The 19,997-nt window shown below is 64.1% G+C and carries 22 protein-coding genes; 19 read left to right on the forward strand and 3 right to left on the reverse strand.

Going from position 1 to position 19,997, the window contains the following annotated elements:
- The first annotated feature begins 40 nt into the window (after positions 1 to 40).
- The 13 genes from AAFF19_RS05690 to hisD all read left to right on the forward strand — a co-directional run bounded on the left by AAFF19_RS05690 (position 41) and on the right by hisD (position 11,643).
- A complete protein-coding gene (locus tag AAFF19_RS05690; RefSeq protein WP_182118210.1) occupies positions 41 to 1,519 on the forward strand; it encodes a glutamate synthase subunit beta in 1,479 nt (492 codons plus the stop codon).
- 348 nt (positions 1,520 to 1,867) lie between these two features.
- Positions 1,868 to 2,686 (forward strand): ABC transporter ATP-binding protein, encoded by an 819-nt coding sequence (locus AAFF19_RS05695; protein WP_182118211.1) that lies wholly within the window; start codon positions 1,868 to 1,870, stop codon positions 2,684 to 2,686.
- Positions 2,683 to 3,465 carry a lipid asymmetry maintenance ABC transporter permease subunit MlaE gene (gene mlaE, locus AAFF19_RS05700; protein WP_008905201.1) on the forward strand — a complete coding sequence of 261 codons (783 nt, stop codon included), beginning with the start codon at positions 2,683 to 2,685 and terminating at the stop codon, positions 3,463 to 3,465. The genes AAFF19_RS05695 and mlaE overlap by 4 nt, the downstream gene beginning before the upstream one ends.
- A gap of 34 nt (positions 3,466 to 3,499) precedes the next feature.
- Positions 3,500 to 3,988 (forward strand): outer membrane lipid asymmetry maintenance protein MlaD, encoded by a 489-nt coding sequence (gene mlaD / locus AAFF19_RS05705; protein WP_182118212.1) that lies wholly within the window; start codon positions 3,500 to 3,502, stop codon positions 3,986 to 3,988.
- On the forward strand, positions 3,985 to 4,770 hold the full coding sequence (locus AAFF19_RS05710) for a VacJ family lipoprotein (protein WP_182118213.1): 786 nt from the start codon (positions 3,985 to 3,987) through the stop codon (positions 4,768 to 4,770). Before mlaD ends, AAFF19_RS05710 begins: the two co-directional genes overlap by 4 nt.
- 164 nt (positions 4,771 to 4,934) lie before the next feature.
- Positions 4,935 to 5,579, forward strand: a complete 645-nt coding sequence (locus AAFF19_RS05715; RefSeq protein ID WP_034694264.1) for an ABC transporter substrate-binding protein — start codon at positions 4,935 to 4,937, stop codon at positions 5,577 to 5,579.
- Between the two features lie 13 nt (positions 5,580 to 5,592).
- Positions 5,593 to 5,865, forward strand: a complete 273-nt coding sequence (locus AAFF19_RS05720) for an STAS domain-containing protein (RefSeq protein ID WP_182118214.1) — start codon at positions 5,593 to 5,595, stop codon at positions 5,863 to 5,865.
- A 74-nt stretch (positions 5,866 to 5,939) separates the two neighbouring features.
- The gene (locus AAFF19_RS05725) at positions 5,940 to 6,965 is read left to right on the forward strand and encodes an ABC transporter ATP-binding protein (protein WP_342721482.1); all 1,026 of its coding nucleotides are present in this window, start codon (positions 5,940 to 5,942) and stop codon (positions 6,963 to 6,965) included.
- Complete coding sequence (locus AAFF19_RS05730) at positions 6,962 to 7,717, forward strand: ABC transporter permease (RefSeq protein ID WP_182118216.1); 756 nt, start codon at positions 6,962 to 6,964, stop codon at positions 7,715 to 7,717. Before AAFF19_RS05725 ends, AAFF19_RS05730 begins: the two co-directional genes overlap by 4 nt.
- Before the next feature lie 266 nt (positions 7,718 to 7,983).
- Positions 7,984 to 8,226, forward strand: coding sequence for a BolA/IbaG family iron-sulfur metabolism protein (locus tag AAFF19_RS05735; RefSeq protein WP_342721483.1), 243 nt, complete (start codon positions 7,984 to 7,986; stop codon positions 8,224 to 8,226).
- Between the two features lie 93 nt (positions 8,227 to 8,319).
- Positions 8,320 to 9,606, forward strand: coding sequence for a UDP-N-acetylglucosamine 1-carboxyvinyltransferase (gene murA, locus AAFF19_RS05740; protein WP_342721484.1), 1,287 nt, complete (start codon positions 8,320 to 8,322; stop codon positions 9,604 to 9,606).
- Positions 9,603 to 10,256: an ATP phosphoribosyltransferase gene (hisG, locus tag AAFF19_RS05745; protein WP_342721485.1), complete on the forward strand. Its 654-nt coding sequence runs from the start codon at positions 9,603 to 9,605 to the stop codon at positions 10,254 to 10,256. Before murA ends, hisG begins: the two co-directional genes overlap by 4 nt.
- 22 nt (positions 10,257 to 10,278) lie before the next feature.
- Positions 10,279 to 11,643: a histidinol dehydrogenase gene (hisD, locus tag AAFF19_RS05750; protein ID WP_342721486.1), complete on the forward strand. Its 1,365-nt coding sequence runs from the start codon at positions 10,279 to 10,281 to the stop codon at positions 11,641 to 11,643.
- A gap of 268 nt (positions 11,644 to 11,911) precedes the next feature.
- On the opposite strand, the gene AAFF19_RS05755 is transcribed toward hisD, so the two are convergent.
- The gene (locus AAFF19_RS05755; RefSeq protein ID WP_342721487.1) at positions 11,912 to 12,688 is read right to left on the reverse strand and encodes a hypothetical protein; all 777 of its coding nucleotides are present in this window, start codon (positions 12,686 to 12,688) and stop codon (positions 11,912 to 11,914) included.
- A gap of 23 nt (positions 12,689 to 12,711) precedes the next feature.
- Here AAFF19_RS05755 and AAFF19_RS05760 point away from each other — a divergent pair, with 23 nt between their 5' ends.
- The 6 genes from AAFF19_RS05760 to hisA all read left to right on the forward strand — a co-directional run bounded on the left by AAFF19_RS05760 (position 12,712) and on the right by hisA (position 16,700).
- The gene (locus tag AAFF19_RS05760; protein WP_015012682.1) at positions 12,712 to 12,936 is read left to right on the forward strand and encodes a hypothetical protein; all 225 of its coding nucleotides are present in this window, start codon (positions 12,712 to 12,714) and stop codon (positions 12,934 to 12,936) included.
- Positions 12,937 to 12,950: 14 nt separating this feature from the next.
- Positions 12,951 to 13,403 (forward strand): PIN domain-containing protein, encoded by a 453-nt coding sequence (locus AAFF19_RS05765; protein ID WP_182118221.1) that lies wholly within the window; start codon positions 12,951 to 12,953, stop codon positions 13,401 to 13,403.
- The gene (gene hisC, locus AAFF19_RS05770) at positions 13,400 to 14,521 is read left to right on the forward strand and encodes a histidinol-phosphate transaminase (RefSeq protein WP_182118222.1); all 1,122 of its coding nucleotides are present in this window, start codon (positions 13,400 to 13,402) and stop codon (positions 14,519 to 14,521) included. Before AAFF19_RS05765 ends, hisC begins: the two co-directional genes overlap by 4 nt.
- Positions 14,518 to 15,156, forward strand: coding sequence for an imidazoleglycerol-phosphate dehydratase HisB (hisB, locus tag AAFF19_RS05775; protein WP_182118223.1), 639 nt, complete (start codon positions 14,518 to 14,520; stop codon positions 15,154 to 15,156). The genes hisC and hisB overlap by 4 nt, the downstream gene beginning before the upstream one ends.
- 51 nt (positions 15,157 to 15,207) lie before the next feature.
- On the forward strand, positions 15,208 to 15,885 hold the full coding sequence (gene hisH, locus AAFF19_RS05780; RefSeq protein WP_182118224.1) for an imidazole glycerol phosphate synthase subunit HisH: 678 nt from the start codon (positions 15,208 to 15,210) through the stop codon (positions 15,883 to 15,885).
- Positions 15,886 to 15,953: 68 nt separating this feature from the next.
- Entirely contained in the window at positions 15,954 to 16,700 is a 747-nt protein-coding gene (hisA, locus tag AAFF19_RS05785; protein WP_182118225.1) for a 1-(5-phosphoribosyl)-5-[(5-phosphoribosylamino)methylideneamino]imidazole-4-carboxamide isomerase, read from the forward strand.
- Between the two features lie 87 nt (positions 16,701 to 16,787).
- On the opposite strand, the gene AAFF19_RS05790 is transcribed toward hisA, so the two are convergent.
- On the reverse strand, positions 16,788 to 17,855 hold the full coding sequence (locus tag AAFF19_RS05790) for an HlyD family efflux transporter periplasmic adaptor subunit (RefSeq protein WP_182118226.1): 1,068 nt from the start codon (positions 17,853 to 17,855) through the stop codon (positions 16,788 to 16,790).
- Positions 17,852 to 19,996 (reverse strand): TolC family protein, encoded by a 2,145-nt coding sequence (locus AAFF19_RS05795; RefSeq protein ID WP_342721488.1) that lies wholly within the window; start codon positions 19,994 to 19,996, stop codon positions 17,852 to 17,854. The genes AAFF19_RS05790 and AAFF19_RS05795 overlap by 4 nt, the downstream gene beginning before the upstream one ends.
- Position 19,997: the final 1 nt, after the last annotated feature.

A 19,997-nucleotide genomic window follows, 5' to 3' on the forward strand; every position in this document is an offset into this window, starting at 1 on the left:
CATCCCCCTTCGCACAGCATTCATAGACAAGGACATCGTCATGGGAAAAACTACCGGCTTCATGGAATACGAGCGCATCGAAGAGGGCTACAAGCCCGTGCCCGAGCGCCTGAAGCATTACAAGGAATTTGTCATCGGCCTCGACGAGAGCCAGGCCAAGGTGCAAGGCGCGCGCTGCATGGATTGCGGCACGCCGTTCTGCAACAACGGCTGCCCGGTGAACAACATCATCCCGGACTTCAACGACCTCGTGTACCACGCGGACTGGAAGAGCGCGATCGAGGTGCTGCACAGCACCAACAACTTCCCCGAGTTCACCGGCCGCATCTGCCCCGCGCCTTGCGAGGCGGCCTGCGTGCTGAACGTGAACGACGACGCCGTGGGCATCAAGTCCATCGAGCACGCGATCATCGACCGCGCCTGGGAAGAGGGCTGGGTCAAGCCCCGTCCCGCCAAGCACCAAACGGGCAAGAAGGTGGCCGTGGTCGGCTCGGGCCCCGCAGGCCTGGCCGCTGCCCAGCAACTGGCCCGCGCAGGCCACAGCGTCACGCTGTTTGAAAAGAACGACCGCGTGGGCGGCCTGCTGCGCTACGGCATTCCTGACTTCAAGATGGAAAAGTCGCACATCGACCGCCGCGTCAAGCAGATGGAAGCCGAAGGCGTGGTGTTTCGCACCGGCGTGTTCGTGGGCGCTGCCAAGGACGGCCTGGGCAAGGACTCCAAGGTCACCAACTGGGCCAAGGAAACCGTCACGCCCGAGCAACTGAACAAAGAGTTTGACGCCGTGCTGCTGACCGGCGGCGCCGAGCAGTCGCGCGACCTGCCCGTGCCTGGCCGCGAGCTCGATGGCATTCACTTCGCCATGGAGTTCCTGCCCCAGCAAAACAAGGTCAATGCGGGTGACAAGCTCAAGGGCCAGATCATGGCCACGGGCAAGCACGTCATCGTGATCGGTGGCGGCGACACCGGCAGCGACTGCGTGGGCACCAGCAACCGCCATGGCGCAGCCAGCGTCACCCAGTTCGAGGTGATGCCCCAGCCCCCCGAGGTGGAAAACCGGCCCCTGACCTGGCCCTACTGGCCGCTCAAGCTGCGCACCAGCTCCAGCCACGAAGAAGGCTGTGTGCGCGAGTTCGCGATCTCCACCAAGGAGTTCACGGGCGAAAAGGGCAAGGTCAAGAGCCTGACCACGGTGCAGGTCGAGTTCAAGGACGGCAAGCTGGTGGAAGTGCCTGGCACCGAGAAACACTACCAGGCCGATCTGGTGCTGCTGGCCATGGGTTTTGTGAGCCCGGTGGCCCCGGTGCTGGAGGCTTTTGGTGTTGAGAAAGACGCCCGGGGCAATGCCCGCGCCACCACCGACTTCGACGGCGGCTATGCCACCAATGTGCCCAAGGTGTTTGCGGCCGGCGATATCCGCCGTGGGCAGAGCCTGGTGGTCTGGGCCATCCGCGAGGGCCGTCAGGCAGCACGTGCTGTAGATGAGTTCCTCATGGGGTTCTCCGACCTGCCACGCTGACAGGTCTTCGGCACATGCCACATCTAACGGCGCTGCGGCGCCGTTTTTTCATGGGCATTGGTGCCAGCCCAGGAGAGGCTTCCACCTTCCAGAGCCGGCGCGGTGCCGCCAGTCCGGGCGCATGGCCTCAGCTCCAACGGCCGAGTACCTTTGTTGGCACAATTGATGGCTCTGTCAATCGGGAATTGCATGGCGTCTTTGTGTCGTGCATCTCGTGAGGTGATTTTTCAAAATGCAAACATGCATGAATGTATGTATGTTTGAAACTTCAGCTACCATCGCGGCTTTTCTGTGGCCGCAAGATCCTCTGCGCACCGACTTCGCCCCCGAACCCTGAATCGTTTCTGCATGTCCGATCCCTCCATCCTTGCCGAGCTGCGCAATGTCACGTTCTCCTATGGAGACCGTGCCATCCTGCGCGACGTCTCGCTGACCGTGCCGCGTGGCAAGGTCACGGCATTGATGGGTGCCTCCGGTGGTGGCAAGACCACGGTGCTGCGCCTCTTGGGGGGGCAGCAGCGGGCTTCGGGCGGTGAAGTCCTGTTTGATGGGCAGGACGTGGGTCGCCTCGACGCGGCTGGCTTGTATGCCGTCCGCCGCCGCATGGGGATGCTGTTCCAGTTTGGCGCGTTGTTTACCGATCTGAGTGTTTTCGAGAATGTGGCCTTTCCGTTGCGCGAGCACACGGACCTGTCCGAGGCACTGATCCGCGATGTAGTCCTCATGAAGCTGCACGCCGTGGGCCTGCGGGGCGCGCGTGACCTCATGCCCAGCGAGATTTCGGGGGGGATGGCCCGGCGGGTAGCCCTGGCACGCGCCATTGCACTGGACCCGGAGCTGGTCATGTATGACGAGCCTTTTGCAGGGCTCGACCCCATCTCTCTGGGGACGGCGGCGCAGCTGATCCGCCAGCTGAACGACGCCATGGGCCTCACCAGCATCGTGGTCTCGCACGACCTCGAAGAGACCTTGCGGCTCGCAGACCATGTGATCATCCTCGGGCCGGGCGTGGTGGCGGCCCAGGGCACGCCCGATGAGGTGCGTGCCAGCACAGACCCCCTGGTTCACCAGTTTGTGAACGCCTTGCCCACGGGACCGGTGCCATTTCATTACCCAGGCCCCGATGCCGCGCAGGACTTCGGACCCGTGGGAGGGCGTGCACCGTGAGCTGGTACAACCCGTCCGACGTGGGGTTTGCGGTGCGTGCCAAGCTTGCCGACATTGGCATGGCAACCCGCCTGTTTGTGCGGCTGGTGCGGCTGGCCGGGGCCACGTTTGTGCGGCCATCGCTGGTGCGCGACCAGGTGCATTTTCTGGGCAACTACTCGCTCGCCATCATTGCGGTATCCGGTCTGTTCGTCGGGTTGGTGCTGGGGTTGCAGGGGTACTACACGCTGCAGCGCTATGGCTCGTCCGAAGCGCTGGGGCTGCTGGTCACGTTGTCGCTGGTGCGCGAGCTCGGGCCTGTGGTCACCGCCCTGCTGTTTGCGGGGCGTGCGGGCACGTCGCTGACGGCCGAGATTGGTCTGATGCGTGCAGGCGAGCAGCTCAGCGCGATGGAAATGATGGCGGTGGACCCGGTGCAGCGCGTTCTGGCACCGCGTTTCTGGGCTGGGGTGATTGTCATGCCCCTGCTGGCGGCCGTCTTCAGTGCGGTGGGCGTGATTGGCGGGTGGGGCGTCGGCGTCCTCATGATCGGCATCGACCCTGGCGCTTTCTGGAGCCAGACGCAGGGCGGGGTGGACGTGTGGAAAGACGTGGGCAATGGGGTGCTCAAGAGCGTGGTCTTCGGTGTTGCCGTAACGTTCGTGGCGCTCTTGCAGGGTTACACCGCCAAACCCACGCCCGAGGGCGTATCGCGCGCCACCACGCGCACGGTGGTGGTGGCGAGTCTGGCGGTGCTGGGGCTCGACTTCATCCTCACGGCCCTGATGTTCAGTATCTGAGCTGGCGATGCTGGCTGCGAAGGGGAATCAAACAATGCAACGCTCCAAAAACGATCTCTGGGTGGGCCTGTTCGTGATGCTGGGGGCTGTGGCGCTGGTGTTTCTGGCGCTGCAGTCGGCCAATCTGCTGAGCCTGAACTTTCAGTCGGGCTATCGCATTACCGCGCGCTTTGACAATATCGGCGGCCTCAAACCTCAGGCTGCCGTGCGCAGTGCCGGCGTGGTGGTCGGCCGTGTGGAGTCCATCACGTTTGACGACAAGACCTTCCAGGCGCGGGTGACCCTGGCAATGGAAAGCCGCTACGCTTTCCCCAAGGACAGCTCCCTCAAAATTCTCACCAGTGGTTTGTTGGGCGAGCAGTACATCGGCATCGAAGCGGGGGCAGACGAGCAGAACCTGGCCGCCGGCGACATGGTGACCGCCACGCAGTCGGCGGTCGTGCTCGAAAACCTGATCGGGCAGTTTCTCTACAGCAAAGCCGAAGACGGCGGTAAGCCCGCAGGGGCAGGTGACAAAAAATGAAAAACTCTGAACAGTGGGCCGTGCCTGCCCGCACCGGATTCTGGCGGGCCGCGGCGGGCGGCAGCCTGCTGCTGGCCGCAGCGCTGCTGTCGGGCTGTGCCACCGTGGCGCATCCTGATCCGCGCGATCCGCTGGAATCCTACAACCGCAGCATGACCACGTTCAACGAGCAGGTCGATGCGATGGTGCTCAAACCGGTGGCCACCGCCTACCAGGAAATCACGCCGGCACCGGTGCGCACCGGGGTCCGCAATTTCTTTGCGAACCTGGGGGACGTCTGGTCGCTGGTGAACAACGTGCTGCAGCTTCGTGCGGAAGCCTCGGTGGCCACGTTTATGCGAGTCAACATCAATACAGTGATGGGGCTGGGCGGGGTTCTCGATGTGGCCAGCGAGCTGGGCATAGACCGTTACAAGCAGGACTTTGGCCTGACGCTCGGCCGGTGGGGCGTGGGTACCGGGCCTTATCTGGTGTTGCCCCTCCTGGGGCCGTCCACGGTGCGGGACACCTTCGCACTGCCTGTGGACATGCGGGGCAACTTGGTGCGCTATGTCGACCCGGTCTCCGCGCGCAACTCGCTCTATGCGCTGCGCCTGACGGACACCCGTGCCAACCTTTTGCGGGCGGGCTCCGTGCTCGATAGTGCCGCCCTGGACAAATACAGTTTCACCCGTGATGTCTTCCTGCAGGTGCGCAGCCAGGCGGGCGATCCGCACAACGGCAGCCGAGCGGAGGACATCAACGGCAACGATGGCTCCATTCCGGAAGAGCCCCCCCGGTAGCGCCCGTCGAGTGGCTGGTGCAGCCAACTGCCCGGGCAGGCTGCGCGTTGCACTTGCTTGCAACCCGCAACCTCCCCGACGCAAGTACCGGGGGCTTGCCCGCCACAATGAAATTCAGGGGCTGCCGCGCTGGCCGCCCTCTATCGGATGAGAAAGTAAACAACATGATGAACCGACGATCCCTCGCCCGACAGGTATTGTTTGCCGCTGCTGTGGTGTCCTTGGGCATGCCACTCTTGGCCGCAGCGGCCGATGAGGCCCCGGATGCGCTGATCAAGCGCCTGTCCACCGATGTGCTGAACACCGTGAAGTCCGACAAGGCCATCCAGGGTGGCGATCTGAACAAGGTCATAGCGCTGGTGGACAAGACGGTGATGCCCAACGTCAACTTCCGCCGCATGACAGCCGCCGCCGTGGGGCCAGGCTGGCGCCAGGCTTCGCCCGAGCAGCAGCAAAGGCTTCAGGAGGAGTTCAAGATATTGCTGGTCCGCACATACGCCGGGGCCCTGGCCCAGGTCAATGACCAGCGTATTCTGCTCAAGCCCCTGCGGGCTGCGCCGGAGGACAAGGATGTGCTCGTGCGCACCGAAATCGTCGGACGTGGCGACCCGATCCAGCTCGACTACCGGCTGGAGAAAACCCCGGGCGACGGCGCCGGCTGGAAGATCTACAACCTGAACGTGCTGGGCGTGTGGCTGGTGGAAACCTACCGCAGTCAGTTTGCGCAGGAGATCAATGCCAAGGGCATCGACGGGCTGATCGAGACACTGGTTTCGCGCAACAAGGCCAATGCCGCTGTCAGGGGCTGATAAGGCCTTCGCCATGCTGGTCCTTCCCCCCGAGCTCACCCACCGCCAGGCCACGGCCTGTCTGCACATGCTTTTGCAGGGGCTGCGGGTGCACCGCGAACCCGGTGTGGTGGTGGATGCCAGTGCGATGACGGTGTTTGACAGCTCGGCACTGGCGGTTTTGCTCGAGTGCCGCCGCGAGGCCTTGTCCGTGGGCAAGACCTTCGCCGTGCAGGGATTGCCCACCGCGCTGCGTGGCATGGCGGGCTTGTATGGCGTAGGCACCCTGCTTGCGCCCGCGTCCTGACCCCGCGGACCAAGGCGCCCTTACCGCCGGGTTGTCAGCGTGGATCAGGGCCAGGCCTTAAAATCCCTGCCTTCATGCCCGCAGTCTCCTTCCAAGCCATCTCCAAGACCTTTTCCACGCCCAAAGGCCCCTTTCAAGCTCTCAACGACGTCAGCCTGGACATCCAGGAGGGCGAATTCTTCGGGCTCCTGGGCCCCAACGGCGCCGGTAAAACCACCCTGATCAGCATTCTTGCGGGCCTGGCGCGCGCCACCAGCGGCCGCGTGCTGGTGCAGGGCAGTGATGTCCAGACGCAGTATGCAGATGCGCGCCGCAAGCTCGGCGTGGTGCCGCAAGAGCTGGTGTTCGACCCCTTCTTCAATGTGCGGGAGTCGCTGCGCATCCAGTCGGGCTACTTTGGCGTGAAGAACAACGACGCCTGGATCGACGAGCTGCTGGAGAACCTGGGCCTCACCGACAAGGCCAACGCCAACATGCGCCAGCTCTCGGGTGGCATGAAGCGCCGCGTGCTGGTGGCGCAGGCGCTGGTGCACAAGCCGCCCATCATCGTGCTCGACGAGCCCACGGCCGGTGTGGACGTGGAGCTGCGCCAGACCCTCTGGCATTTTGTGGCCCGCCTGAACAAGGAAGGCCACACCGTGCTGCTGACCACGCACTACCTGGAAGAAGCCGAGGCGCTGTGTGGCCGCATTGCCATGCTCAAGTCGGGCCGCATGGTGGCGCTGAACCGCACCAGTGAATTGCTGCAGGCGGCCTCGGGCAGCATCCTGCAGTTCAAGACGGATGCCGCCTTGCCGCCCGCGCTGGCGGGGGTGGCGCGTGTCACCGGCCGCATCGTGCAACTGCCCGCGCACGACGCGGCCGAGATTGAAAGCCACTTGGCTGCCCTGCGTGTGGCAGGGGTCGAGGTGCACGACATGGAGATTCGCAGGCCGGATCTGGAGGACGTGTTCCTGCAAGTCATGTCGGGTACATCGGCCTCCAATATCCCGATGTCAGAGGTTGCGTCCGCCGCCGCGCCGGGCCGCCCCAAGCAAGGCGCGGCCCCCTTGGGGGGCAGCGAGGACACGGCAGTGCCGAGCGTGGGGGCACAACGATGACGGGCTGGCAGACGCTTTTTTATAAAGAAGTGCTGCGTTTCTGGAAGGTCAGCTTCCAGACCGTTGCCGCGCCCGTGCTCACGGCCGTGCTGTACCTGCTGATCTTCGGCCATGTGCTCGAAGACCACGTCAAGGTCTACGACCGCATTAGCTACACCGCCTTTCTGGTGCCGGGCCTCGTGATGATGAGCGTGCTGCAGAACGCCTTTGCCAATAGCTCGTCCAGTCTGATACAGAGCAAGATCATGGGCAGCCTGGTGTTTGTGCTGCTCACGCCGCTGTCGCACTGGGCCTGGTTTGTGGCGTACGTTGGCTCATCGATGGTGCGCGGGCTGGTGGTGGGGCTCGGGGTGTTCATCGTCACGTTGGCCTTTGCGCGGCCGGAGTTCGCGGCGCCGCTGTGGATACTGGTGTTTGCGGTGCTGGGGGCGGGCCTGCTGGCCACGCTGGGGCTCATTGCCGGGCTGTGGGCCGACAAGTTCGATCAACTCGCGGCCTTTCAGAACTTTGTGGTCGTGCCCATGACGTTCCTGTCGGGCGTGTTCTATTCCATCCAGTCGCTGCCACCGTTCTGGCAGACCGTGAGCCACCTCAACCCGTTTTTCTACATGATCGACGGCTTCCGCTATGGCTTCTTTGGCCAGAGCGACACATCGCCCTGGCTCAGCCTCACTATCGTGGGCGTGGCCTGGATGGCCGTGAGCTTTCTCGCCGTGCACCTGCTGCGCACCGGCTACAAAATTCGGAACTAGAGCGTGCCATGCCCTTTTACGTACCCGCGTTGCCCCTGTGGCCCTGTGATCGCAAGGCGCGCCGCGTGGTCAATGCTGGTTGCATTGACAAGCGGCGCAACGCCGCGAGCGCGGGGCCACAGGGGCAACCCGCTGGGAAAGCTGGGGAACGGCCCGGCCACTTTGTTGCAGGTCACTTGCAGTATTCATACTGCGGTGTGTCCTGCGCCGCGTTGCCGGGCCGTTCCCCAGCTTTCGCGGGCACGTAAAAGGACATGCACGCTCCTATGACCGCTGACCAACTCAAACACATCATCACCGCCGGGCTGGCCTGCGAACACATCACGCTGGAAGGCGACGGCCGCCATTGGTACGCCACCATCGTCTCGGCCGAGTTTGAAGGCAAGCGCGCCATTCAGCGCCACCAGCGCGTATACGCCACGCTGGGCGCCAAAATGCACACCGACGAAGTGCATGCACTGTCGATGAAGACCTTCACGCCCGCCGAGTGGGCGGCCCAGGCGGAATGACGCGCCGCGCCTGAATACTCATATATTTATAGCTGACAGCGCTTGATGGATAAGCGCTAGAGGCTATTTTCATTAATATTTTTGTTGGTAGAGATGGACAAACTCCTGATTCGTGGCGGACGCAGCTTGCAAGGCGAGGTGCTGGTGTCTGGCGCCAAGAACGCCGCCTTGCCGGAGTTGTGCGCCGCCCTGCTCACGGCCGAGCCCGTGACCCTGCTCAACGTGCCCCAGCTGCAGGACGTGAGCACCATGCTCAAGCTCATCCGCAACATGGGCGTGGCGGCCGAGCGGGCCGATGACGGCACGGTGCGGATTGACGCCAGCGCGCTGAGCACGCCCGAGGCCCCGTACGAACTGGTCAAGACCATGCGCGCCTCCGTGCTGGCGCTGGGCCCGCTGCTGGCGCGCTTTGGCGAGGCCACGGTGTCGCTGCCCGGCGGTTGCGCCATCGGTTCGCGGCCGGTGGACCAGCACATCAAGGGCCTGGCCGCCATGGGCGCCGACATCGTGGTCGAGCACGGCTACATCATCGCCAAGCTGCCTGCACTTTCGAATGGTGGCCGGAAGCGCCTGAAGGGCGCTCGCATCACCACCGACATGGTCACGGTGACGGGCACCGAGAACTTCCTCATGGCCGCTGCGCTGGCCGAAGGTGAGACGGTGCTCGAAAACGCCGCGCAAGAGCCCGAGATTTCGGACCTGGCCGAGATGCTGATCGCCATGGGCGCGAAGATCGAAGGCCACGGCACCAGCCGCATCCGCATCCAGGGCGTCGAGAAGCTACACGGCTGCACCCACCGCGTGGTGGCTGACCGCATCGAAGCGGGCACCTTCCTGTGCGCCGTGGCCGCCACGGGCGGCGATGTGACGCTGCGCCACGGCCGCGCCGACCACCTCGACGCGGTGATTGACAAGCTGCGCGAAGCGGGTGCCACCGTGCAGGCGGTGGATGGCGGCATCCGCGTGCAAAGCGCTGGCGGCGCCACGCTCAAGGCCCAGGGCTTTCGCACCACCGAATACCCCGGTTTTCCTACCGACATGCAGGCCCAGTTCATGGCGCTTAACTGCATCGCACAGGGCACGGCCACGGTGACCGAGACGATTTTTGAAAACCGCTTCATGCATGTCAACGAGCTGGTGCGCCTGGGCGCCAAAATCCAGGTGGATGGCAAGGTGGCGGTCATTGAAGGCGTGCCACGCCTGTCCGGCGCCACCGTGATGGCCACCGACCTGCGTGCTTCGGCCAGCTTGGTCATTGCGGGTTTGGTGGCCGACGGCGAAACCGTGGTGGACCGCATCTACCACCTGGACCGCGGCTACGACTGCATGGAAGCGAAACTGCGCGGCATCGGCGCGGACGTTGAAAGATTGAAAACATGACGATGATCACCCTCGCGCTTTCCAAGGGCCGCATCTTTGACGAAACCCTGCCGTTGCTGGCCGCTGCAGGCATCGAGGTGCTCGAAGACCCTGAAAAGTCGCGCAAGCTCATCCTGCCCACCAACCAGCCCAACGTGCGCGTGGTGCTGGTGCGTGCCACTGATGTGCCCACTTACGTGGAATACGGCGGCGCCGACCTCGGCGTGACCGGCAAGGACACCCTCATCGAGCACGGCGGCCAGGGCCTGTACCAGCCGCTGGACTTGCGCATCGCCAAGTGCCGCGTGAGCGTTGCCGTGCGCAACGACTTCGACTACGAGCGCGCGGTCAAACAGGGCTCGCGCCTGAAGGTCGCCACCAAGTACACATCCATCGCGCGCGACTTCTTTGCCACCAAGGGCGTGCACGTGGACATGGTCAAGCTCTACGGCAGCATGGAGCTGGCCCCGCTCATCGGCCTGGCCGACGCTATCGTCGATCTGGTCTCCACCGGCAACACGCTCAAGGCCAACCACCTCGTGGAGGTCGAGCGCATCATGGACATCAGCTCCTACCTGGTCGTGAACCAGGCCGCGCTCAAGCTCAAGCAGGCGCCACTGCGCCGCATCATTGATGCGTTTGCCTCGGCCATACCGGCCGAAAAGAACTGACCTTCACCCAACGACTGACACTATGACTTTGGTAGCTGCTCCCGCCCGTCTGTCCACCGCTGCGGCCACTTTTGAGGCTGATTTTGCAGCCCGCCTGCATTGGTCTGCCGACACCGACGCGGCCATCGAGCAGCGCGTGGCCGACATCCTGTCCGATGTGCAAAAGCGCGGCGATGCGGCGGTGCTGGAATACACCGCCCGCTTCGACGGCCTCAGCGCCCCCAACATGGCCGCGCTGGAGCTGACCCAGGCCGACTTCAAGGCCGCGTTCGACGCCATCCCGCAGGCCCAGCGCGACGCGCTGCAGGCCGCCGCCAAGCGCGTGCGCAGCTACCACGAGGCGCAGAAAAAGGCCTCGGGCGAGAGCTGGAGCTACCGCGACGAAGACGGCACACTGCTGGGCCAGAAGGTTACCCCGCTGGACCGTGTGGGCATCTACGTGCCCGGCGGCAAGGCCGCCTACCCGTCGAGCCTGCTGATGAACGCCATCCCTGCCCATGTGGCGGGTGTGCAGGAAATCATCATGGTCGTGCCCACGCCTGTGCGCGGCAGCGTGGCAACCGGCGGAACGGGCGAGGGTACCTCGACGAAGGGCGAGCGCAACGAGCTGGTGCTGGCAGCCGCCTACGTGGCCGGTGTGACCCGCGCCTTCACCATCGGCGGCGCCCAGGCCGTGGCCGCGCTGGCCTACGGCACGGCCACCGTGCCCAAGGTGGACAAGATCACCGGCCCCGGCAACGCCTATGTGGCCAGCGCCAAGAAGCGCGTGTTTGGCACCGTGGGCATCGACATGATCGCGGGCCCGAGCGAAATCCTGGTGCTGGCCGACGGCAGCACGCCGCCCGACTGGGTGGCCATGGACCTCTTCAGCCAGGCCGAACACGACGAGCTGGCCCAGAGCATCCTGCTGTGCCCCGACGCCGCCTACCTCGACGCCGTGCAGCGCGAGATCGACCGCCTGCTGCCCACCATGCCGCGCGCCGAGATCATCGCCAAGAGCCTCACCGGCCGGGGCGCGCTGATCCTCACCAAGGACATGGAAGAAGCCTGCGCGATCAGCAACCGCATCGCACCAGAACACCTGGAGGTCAGCAGCACCGACCCGCACCGCTGGGAACCGTTGCTGCGCCACGCCGGTGCCATCTTTCTGGGCGCCTACACCTCGGAAAGCCTGGGCGACTACTGCGCAGGCCCCAACCACGTGCTGCCCACCAGCGGCACGGCGCGCTTCTCGTCGCCCCTGGGCGTGTACGACTTCCAGAAACGCAGCAGCATCATCGAGGTGAGCGAGGCCGGTGCCCAGGTGCTGGGTGCCATTGCAGCGGAGCTGGCCTACGGTGAGGGCCTGCAGGCCCACGCGCAAGCCGCAGAGATGCGGTTGAAATGAGCACGCCTTATTGCGTCCATGCCCCTCTGCTGGACGGCGTCGCTGCTTTTTGTTGTCTCTGACACTTTGGTGGGCGACGATTTTTGCCAAGTAGGGCTCAGAGATGGGTAAAACCGATCTCCGCCAGATGCCTGCGACTGGTCATTGAAGCAGGCAGCTGTTGACACAGCCTATTTCTAAGCTACGGACAAATCAGCAACCAGTCGTAGTGCTGGTCATGCGCACCTTCGTGTACGCCTGTAATCGCAACAGTGCCAGACGCCGTCACTTACCAGCCCTTTGGCAAACTGCAACTTACACGCGCAATGGACGATTGCGACTCGACAAAGGTCACCGCAAGCTTCAGACCATTCCATGTCCATCTATCCACAGGAAGAATGGGGCTCGAGAACTCCGGTGTACCAAACAGCTTGCGAACCTCATCCCGAGAAGCGCTAAACGTAAGCCCGGCGGGGAGATCTAACGGATACTGGCAGTGATTTTCTCGTCCTTCGCTGAAAAAAAAGACGCAACTCAAGATCAACGACCCCTCTGGTGAGTTATGCGTCAGAACATACGATTGAGGATCGGAAAAAACAACGTCTATTCCATGCTCTGGTGCGTCAAGGGCAGTATCAAAGTCACCCCTTTTGAGTTTGATTTTCTGGTGTGCAAGATCAAGCCGATCTAGCAGGCTAACCACTTTGGGATCAACATTCGACCTTCCAAGTGCTTCCAAACATTCATGTGTTGATGGAGTCATTTCGCGACTTTCAGGATTCAACGCAGCATTCTGCGTCAGGCCTACGACGTGTCGTTGGCTGCGCTTAGTATTTAAGAGACCCAACATGCTCTTTCGCACGCGTTTGGGGTCATCAAGGGTGCTTGGATGGCGCGTGGCCGACGATTGAAGAAGAACCGTCAGCTCAAGCCGCTGTTTGCGCTGTCCAAGCTGTGGGATGGTGCGCCACCAACTGCGGGCCGCAAAGGGTAAGCGCATACAAAGTGAACCTTGAGAGTAGAAATGGTCCTGCTTTAGCGCGATTACACGAACTTCGTGCAACACGAAGTTCGTGTACCATTTAACCCATGAAAAACATCACCGTGACCATGGACGACACCGTTGCCGAATGGGTGCGCGTGGAAGCCGCCAAGCGCGGCAGCAGCGTGTCCCGCCTGCTCGGTGAATGGCTGGCCGAAAAGATGCGCCAGGAAGACGCCTACGCCCAGGCCATGCGCGAGGCGCTGGGGTTTGAGAGCTGGGGCGCGTCCAGCGGGCCCTATGTGCCGCGCGAAACCCTGTTTCTGCGCTGAACGGGGCAGAACGCATGGCCACCGCCCCCATCTTTGTCGATACCGAAATCCTGCTCGCCAGCGTGGACGACCGCGATACCGGGCGCCAGGTGCGGGCGCGTGAATGGATCAGCTTTTGCTGGCAGACGCGCAGCGGCCGCATCAGCTCGCAGGTGCTCAACGAGCTGTACAACCAGGCCATCCAGCGTTTTGATGGCCCCCACGTGCTGCAGCAGGTGCGCGCCCAGGTGCGCCGCCTGCGCGTGTGGCTGCCGCCGCACCTGGACTCCTACACCGTGGACGGCGCCTGGGACCTGCAGGACCGTTATCGCCTGGGCTATTGGGATGCGCTCATCCTCTCGTCCGCCCACCAGCAAGGCTGCCGCTACCTGCTGACCGAGGCACTGCCGCACGATCAGCCGATGGACGCCGTGCGCCCCATCAACCCTTTCCTTGTCACCCCCAACGAACTGGACACCACCGAATGACTACTCCCGCGTCGTCCCCCCTCCAGGCCCTGGCCCGCATCCGCCCAGATGTGCGCGCGATGCATTCCTATGTCGTGCAGCCGTCCACCGGCATGCTCAAGATGGACGCGATGGAGAACCCCTTCCGCCTGCCCGCGCATTTGCAGGCCGCGCTGGGCCAGCGCCTGGGTTCGGTGGCACTCAACCGCTACCCCGGCGACCGCATTGCCGACCTGAAGGCGGCCCTGGCGCAGTACGCGGGCATGCCCGAGGGCTATGGCATCGTGTTGGGAAACGGGTCGGACGAACTCATCACCCTGCTGGCGCTGGCCTGCGCACAGCCAGGCACGGGACAGCGCGCCACCATGCTGGCGCCCATGCCCGGCTTTGTGATGTACCCCTTGTCGGCGCAGCTGCAGGGCCTGGACTTTGTCGGCGTGCCGCTCACGCCCGACTTCGAGCTGGACGAGCCTGCCATGCTGGCTGCCATCGCCCAGCACCGCCCCGCCATCACCTACATCGCCTACCCCAACAACCCCACGGCCACGCTGTGGGACGAGGGCACCGTGCAACGCATCATCGACGCCGCAGGCGCACAGGGCGGCATCGTGGTCATGGACGAGGCCTACCAGCCCTTTGCCAGCCGCACCTGGATCGACCGCATGCGCGCAGAGCCTGCGCGCAATGCGCACGTGCTGCTCATGCGCACGCTCAGCAAGTTTGGCCTCGCGGGCGTGCGCCTGGGCTACCTCATCGGACCCTCGGCGTTCGTGAGCGAGATCGACAAGGTGCGCCCGCCCTACAACGTGAGCGTGCTCAACTGCGAAGCCGCCCTGTTTGCGCTGGAGCATGCCGAGGTGTTCGCCGCCCAGGCCGCCGAGATCCGTGTCGAACGCACCACGCTCATCGCCGCGTTGCGCCAGATGCCGGGAGTCGAAAAGTGCTGGGATAGCGAGGCCAACATGGTGCTGATCCGCGTGGCGGATTCCGCCAAGGCCTACGAGGGCATGAAAAACCGCAAGGTGCTCGTCAAGAACGTTTCTACAATGCACCCATTGCTGGCCAACTGCCTGCGCCTGACGGTAGGCAATGCCGAAGACAACGCGCAGATGCTGGCCGCACTCCAAGCCTCCCTATGACTTCCTCCGCACTCGTACCCTCCGCCCCATCGGCCGACCCGATGGCCGACCGCATCGCCGAGGTCAGCCGCAACACCGCCGAGACGCGCATCACTGCGCGCATCAACCTTGACGGCACCGGCCAAGCCAAGCTGCACACCGGCATCGGCTTCTTCGACCACATGCTTGACCAGATCGCCCGCCATGGGCTGATCGACCTCGACATCGACTGTGAAGGCGACCTGCACATCGACGGCCACCACACGGTGGAAGACGTGGGCATCACCCTGGGCCAGGCCTTTGCACGCGCCGTGGGCGACAAGAAAGGCATCCGCCGCTACGGCCACGCCTACGTGCCGCTGGATGAAGCGCTGTCGCGCGTGGTGGTCGATTTTTCGGGCCGCCCCGGGCTGCACATGGACGTGAAGTTCACGGCCGGCAGCATCGGCCAGCTCGACACGCAACTGGTGTTCGAGTTCTTCCAGGGCTTTGTGAACCACGCGGGCGTGACGCTGCACATCGACAACCTCAAGGGCGTCAACGCCCACCACCAGTGCGAGACCATCTTCAAGGCGTTCGGGCGCACGCTGCGCGCGGCGCTGGAACGCGACCCGCGCTCGGCCGGTGTCATCCCCTCCACCAAGGGCTCGTTGTGAAATTTTGGGTTAAATCAGGCTCTATCGCTTGATGGATAAGCGCTAGCAGCTATGAATATGGAAGCAAAAACAGTAGCGGTCGTGGACTACGGCATGGGCAACCTGCGCTCGGTGTCGCAGGCCGTGCAGGCCGCTGCCGAGGGCTCGGGCTGGACCGTGGTCGTCACTCAGCGCCCCGAAGACGTGCGCGCCGCCCAGCGCATCGTGCTGCCAGGGCAGGGCGCCATGCCCGACTGCATGCGCGAACTGCGCGAATCCGGCCTCCAGGAATCGGTGCTCGAAGCCGCTGCCTCCAAGCCAATGTTCGGCGTGTGCGTGGGCATGCAGATGCTGCTGGACCATAGCGCCGAGGGGGATACGCCGGGCCTGGGCCTCATCCCTGGCGACGTGCTCAAGTTCGACCTGGCAGGCCGCACCCAGCCTGACGGCAGCCGCTTCAAGGTGCCCCAGATGGGTTGGAACCAGGTGCGGCAGATGCCCCACGCCCACCACGGCGGTGGCGTGCACCCGGTGTGGGCTGGCGTGCCGGACAGCAGCTACTTCTACTTCGTGCACAGTTTCTACGCGGTGCCGAAAAATCCCGACCATTGCGCAGGGCAAACGGACTACGGCGGTTTGTTCGCTGCCGCCGTGGCACGCGATAATATTTTTGCCACCCAGTTCCACCCGGAGAAAAGCGCGGAGCACGGGCTGGCCCTGTACCGCAATTTTCTGCACTGGAATCCCTGATCCCTTAACCGCCACCCGTTCGGGCCGAGTTGCGTCTCGCCCTTTTCATCCCCCCGAACTTCACCACCATGCTGCTCATCCCCGCCATCGACCTCAAAGACGGCCACTGCGTACGCCTCAAGCAAGGCGATATGGACCAATCCACCACCTTCGGTGAAGACCCGGCCGCCATGGCGCGCAAGTGGCTGGATGCCGGCGCACGCCGCCTGCATCTGGTGGACCTGAACGGTGCGTTTGCGGGCGTGCCCAAGAACTACAGCGCCATCAAGTCCATCCTGAAAGAGGTGGGTGACGACATCCCCGTGCAGCTGGGCGGTGGCATTCGCGACCTGGACACCATCGAAAAATACATCGACGGCGGCCTGCGCTACGTGATCATCGGCACGGCGGCGGTGAAGAACCCTGGCTTTCTCAAAGACGCCTGCAGCGCCTTTGGCGGCCACATCATCGTGGGGCTCGACGCCAAGGATGGCAAAGTGGCCACCGACGGCTGGAGCAAGCTCACCGGCCATGAAGTGGTGGACCTGGCCAAGAAGTTCGAGGACTGGGGTGTCGAATCCATCATCTACACCGACATCGGTCGTGACGGCATGCTGTCGGGCATCAACATCGACGCCACGGTGAAACTGGCCCAGGCTTTGAGCATCCCCGTGATCGCCTCGGGCGGCCTCTCGAACATGGCCGACATCGAGCAGCTGTGTGCGGTGGAAGACGAGGGCGTGGAGGGCGTGATCTGCGGCCGCGCCATCTACAGCGGCGACCTGGACTTTGCTGCCGCGCAGGCGCGCGCAGATACTTTGGGCCGCCCTGTCTGATCCTTGTTGCAGCGACGACCCGCAGCGACGCTTGCAGGGTCTCGCGGCACGCTCAGGGTAGTCGTCGGTCTGAAGCTGCGACTTTCCTCAAGGCGCCCAGTCCCATACCCAGTCGAAGCGCACATCCAGCGGCAGGTAGTGAATGCGGTAGGACGGCGGCAGAGGTTCGACAGGGCGCAAACGCACGACAATCGACGGCATGCGTGGGGCCAGAGGTGACGTTCGCTCTGCGGGGGTGCGCTCGGCTTCTGCGATGACGTCAGCCACTTCGGCGCGAATGCGCCCCCCGTCCATGAAGCGCAGTGTGGCTTTGCGCCCCACTTGCGCATAGCGTGCCTGGTCGGGCGGCAAGTAGGCGTGGACCATCGCGGGGGCTGGCCCTTGCAGTACCGCTATGTCGGCACCGGGCGCGACCCATTCGCCCTGGTGCACGAACTGGCGCACCACCACGGCATCGAAGGGTGCTCTCACATCCCCATCCTCTGTGGTTGAATCCTCGACCGCGCGGGGCGCGGGGGTGTCGGGCGGTTCGTCAGGGGTCCTGGCCTGCTCGCGTACCAGCTGGGCCCTGTTTTCCCTCGCATCAGTGCTCGCACGCACTGCCACAGCCTGCGCCTGCATTTCCTGGATGCGTGCGTTGTCCAATTCCTGGCGCGTCGCCGCTCCTTCGGCGCGCAGCGCCTGCATGGTGCGCAGGCGTTCCTGTTGCAGTGCGAGCTGGCTTTGGGCCAGGCGCAGGGCCTCATCAAACATGGCCTGGCGGCTCGCGATCATTGCCACCATGGGGTTGGATCGGTCACGGGCTGGTGCAGGAGCAGGTGTTGCCGGAGGATTCTGGCGAGGCGCTGCTGCGCCCTCCAGAGCGATGACAGGCTCTCCGGCGCGCACCAAAGCGCCTGGCTGCGCGACGTGTTTGACCTGACCGGCCGCCCGGGCACGCACCACCACTTGTTCGGTCATCACGATGGCAGGTGAGGTCTCCCACCAGTACGCCACCGTGAACCGGGTCAGCAGGTAGGCTGGCGGGGTGAGCACCATGGCCAGCAGCAAATACCAGCGCCAACGCGGCACCGCTCGTTTGGACGCGGCATAGCGCACGGACAGGCCGTTGGTTTCCTGGGCTGAGCCCGGGGGTTTGTCGAACTGAATTTTCAAGGTCGTGCCCTATTGAACTCTTCCAGCGACTGGATCAGAACGCCGCTGAATCCAGGCTGCCCTTCCAGTGATTTCGCCAGTTGGCGCCAGCGTTGCAGTGCCGCTGCTTTGCCCACCGAATAGCTGCTTTCCTCCGGGGGCAACGTGGATTCCATGCTTTGTGCCAACGCCAGCCGCAGTCCGACGGGGCCCTGGAGAAGGGGTCGTGCGATGTCGGTCGCGCGCACTGGATTGCTTACGTAGATCATGGCCACCAGTTCCGAGACACCAGCGGCAGCAATGCGCTGAGCGAAATCGGGCGACTGCAGCTCCCGGTAGTGTGTGGTCAGGCCCAATGGCCAAGGCACGGCGGCGCGTACGGCTTGCAGAGTCTCGACGACTGCGTCGTCCCAGAGCGGTTGGTCGGCGGAGGGCAATTGGCTGCGCTCCAGGTCAAGATTCAATCCGTCGAAGGGGAGGGCGCGCAATCGGGCCAGCAAATCCAGCAGATCCTGCCGGTGCGCGGGCAGTACCCAGGCGGGCTCGCCCAGCAGCAGCTCCACGCGAATCCCCAGGGACCTGGCCTTGGCGAGCAGCTGCAAGAGCCTGTTTTTTTCAGAAGGAAGTGTCAGCCGGTGCAGTTGCACTGCCGTGAAGGAGATCAAGACCCGCGTGCTGCCCGAGGGCAGCGCGTGCAAGCGGCTGGGGCGCTCCACAAGCGCCTGCCCTTCCCATGCGTACCAGCCCACGGCGTCCGGGGCTGGGGCCGCCTTGGCTGCCGCGGCAAACCCGGCGGGCAGTGTCGACAACACGGCAGAACCTTCATCCTGCGCAGCAGGGATCGCCGAGCCGCAGCTCTCCGGGGCCAAGGCCAGCAGATCCAGCTGGGCCAGGTCGCGGCGTTCTGCGCCATCGATGACCTGGATGGATGCCTGATAAAGCTCGTGGCGTGCAGTCAAGAGCGAGGCATATCCGTCGCCATCAAAGGCTTCCAGGCGTCGCGAGGCAACGCGGACCGCCTCGTGCGCGGCCTCAAGCCTGCGGACCAGACCTGCCAATTCGGCTTGACGCAGTTGCCACTGGACGAGCTGCTGCTCTGCCAATGCATGAAACTCGCCGCGGCGTACCTGCAGCAGGTTTTCAAGCCGTGTGCGTTCGCCCTGGATCTGCCCCAAGGCAGCGTCCCGCTGGGCGCGCCATTGCAAGGGCATCGAAAAGTCAATCGCCACTGCGGTGTTGCGCCCGTTGGGCCCGCCGATGTCGTGCGTTAACCCCTGCGCCAAGGAAATGCTGGCCTCCAGCCCGGTGTGCTTCAGGGTGTCCGCGATCTGTCCCCATGTGTTGAGTTCCAGCTGCGCCAGGGCAATGGCCGGGCTCTCGTCGGCACTTGCCAGCAGCGTATCGGCGCTGCGGCAGGTTTCTGGCCACACCATGGGCTGCGTTTGGACCACCTGTGGATGCTGGCCGGTGAGCCGCGAAAGTTCGCTGAGATTCAAGGCTTGCTGGGCAAGCTGGTTGTTGCTGGCGATCTGCACCGCATCGAACAGCCCCAGCAGTTTGAGCCTTTCGGCCTCAAGCATCAAACCGGATCTGTGGCGGGAGTCCAGCTGGGCCGTCGCCCGGGGGCGCATATCCAGGAAAACCTGGGCGATCTGCAACCTCTGTGTAGTGCGCACTTGTCGCACATAGGCTCTTCGCACAGTCTGCACTGCATCCGAGCGTGCTTGGCGCAATCGCTGCTGGCCTTGGGCAGCGGCCAGTTCTGCCTCGCGCAGACTGCGCACCTGCGCATTGCGGCTTCCCAGCAGAGGCCAGCGCACACCCAGTTGGGCATTCAGGCGTCGGTAGTCGCGGCTGAGCGTGTCGGTCACTGCTTCGCGCGCTACGTTCAGTCCGCCCCCCCCGAACAGCCGTGCTCCCTGGCCGGCCCTGGCCGCGTCATTGCGGTGCCCCGCCACATCCAGTTCCGCTTGTGCCAACCTGACCAGGGGGGCAGCCACGCGCGCAAGGGTCTCCAGCTCTGAAAGGGAACCGCCGGTGCCTGGAGAGCCAGCCCCTGAGGAGGCTGCCAACGGGCTTGCCGCCGCGAGCGTCAGTCCCAGCGCCACTGCCAGCGGCAAGGCCAAGGCCAGACGCACGTGTCTTGATAGGTATCCGGACATC

The sequence above is a fragment of the Acidovorax sp. FHTAMBA genome (assembly GCF_038958875.1).
Taxonomy (GTDB): Bacteria; Pseudomonadota; Gammaproteobacteria; order Burkholderiales; family Burkholderiaceae_C; genus Acidovorax.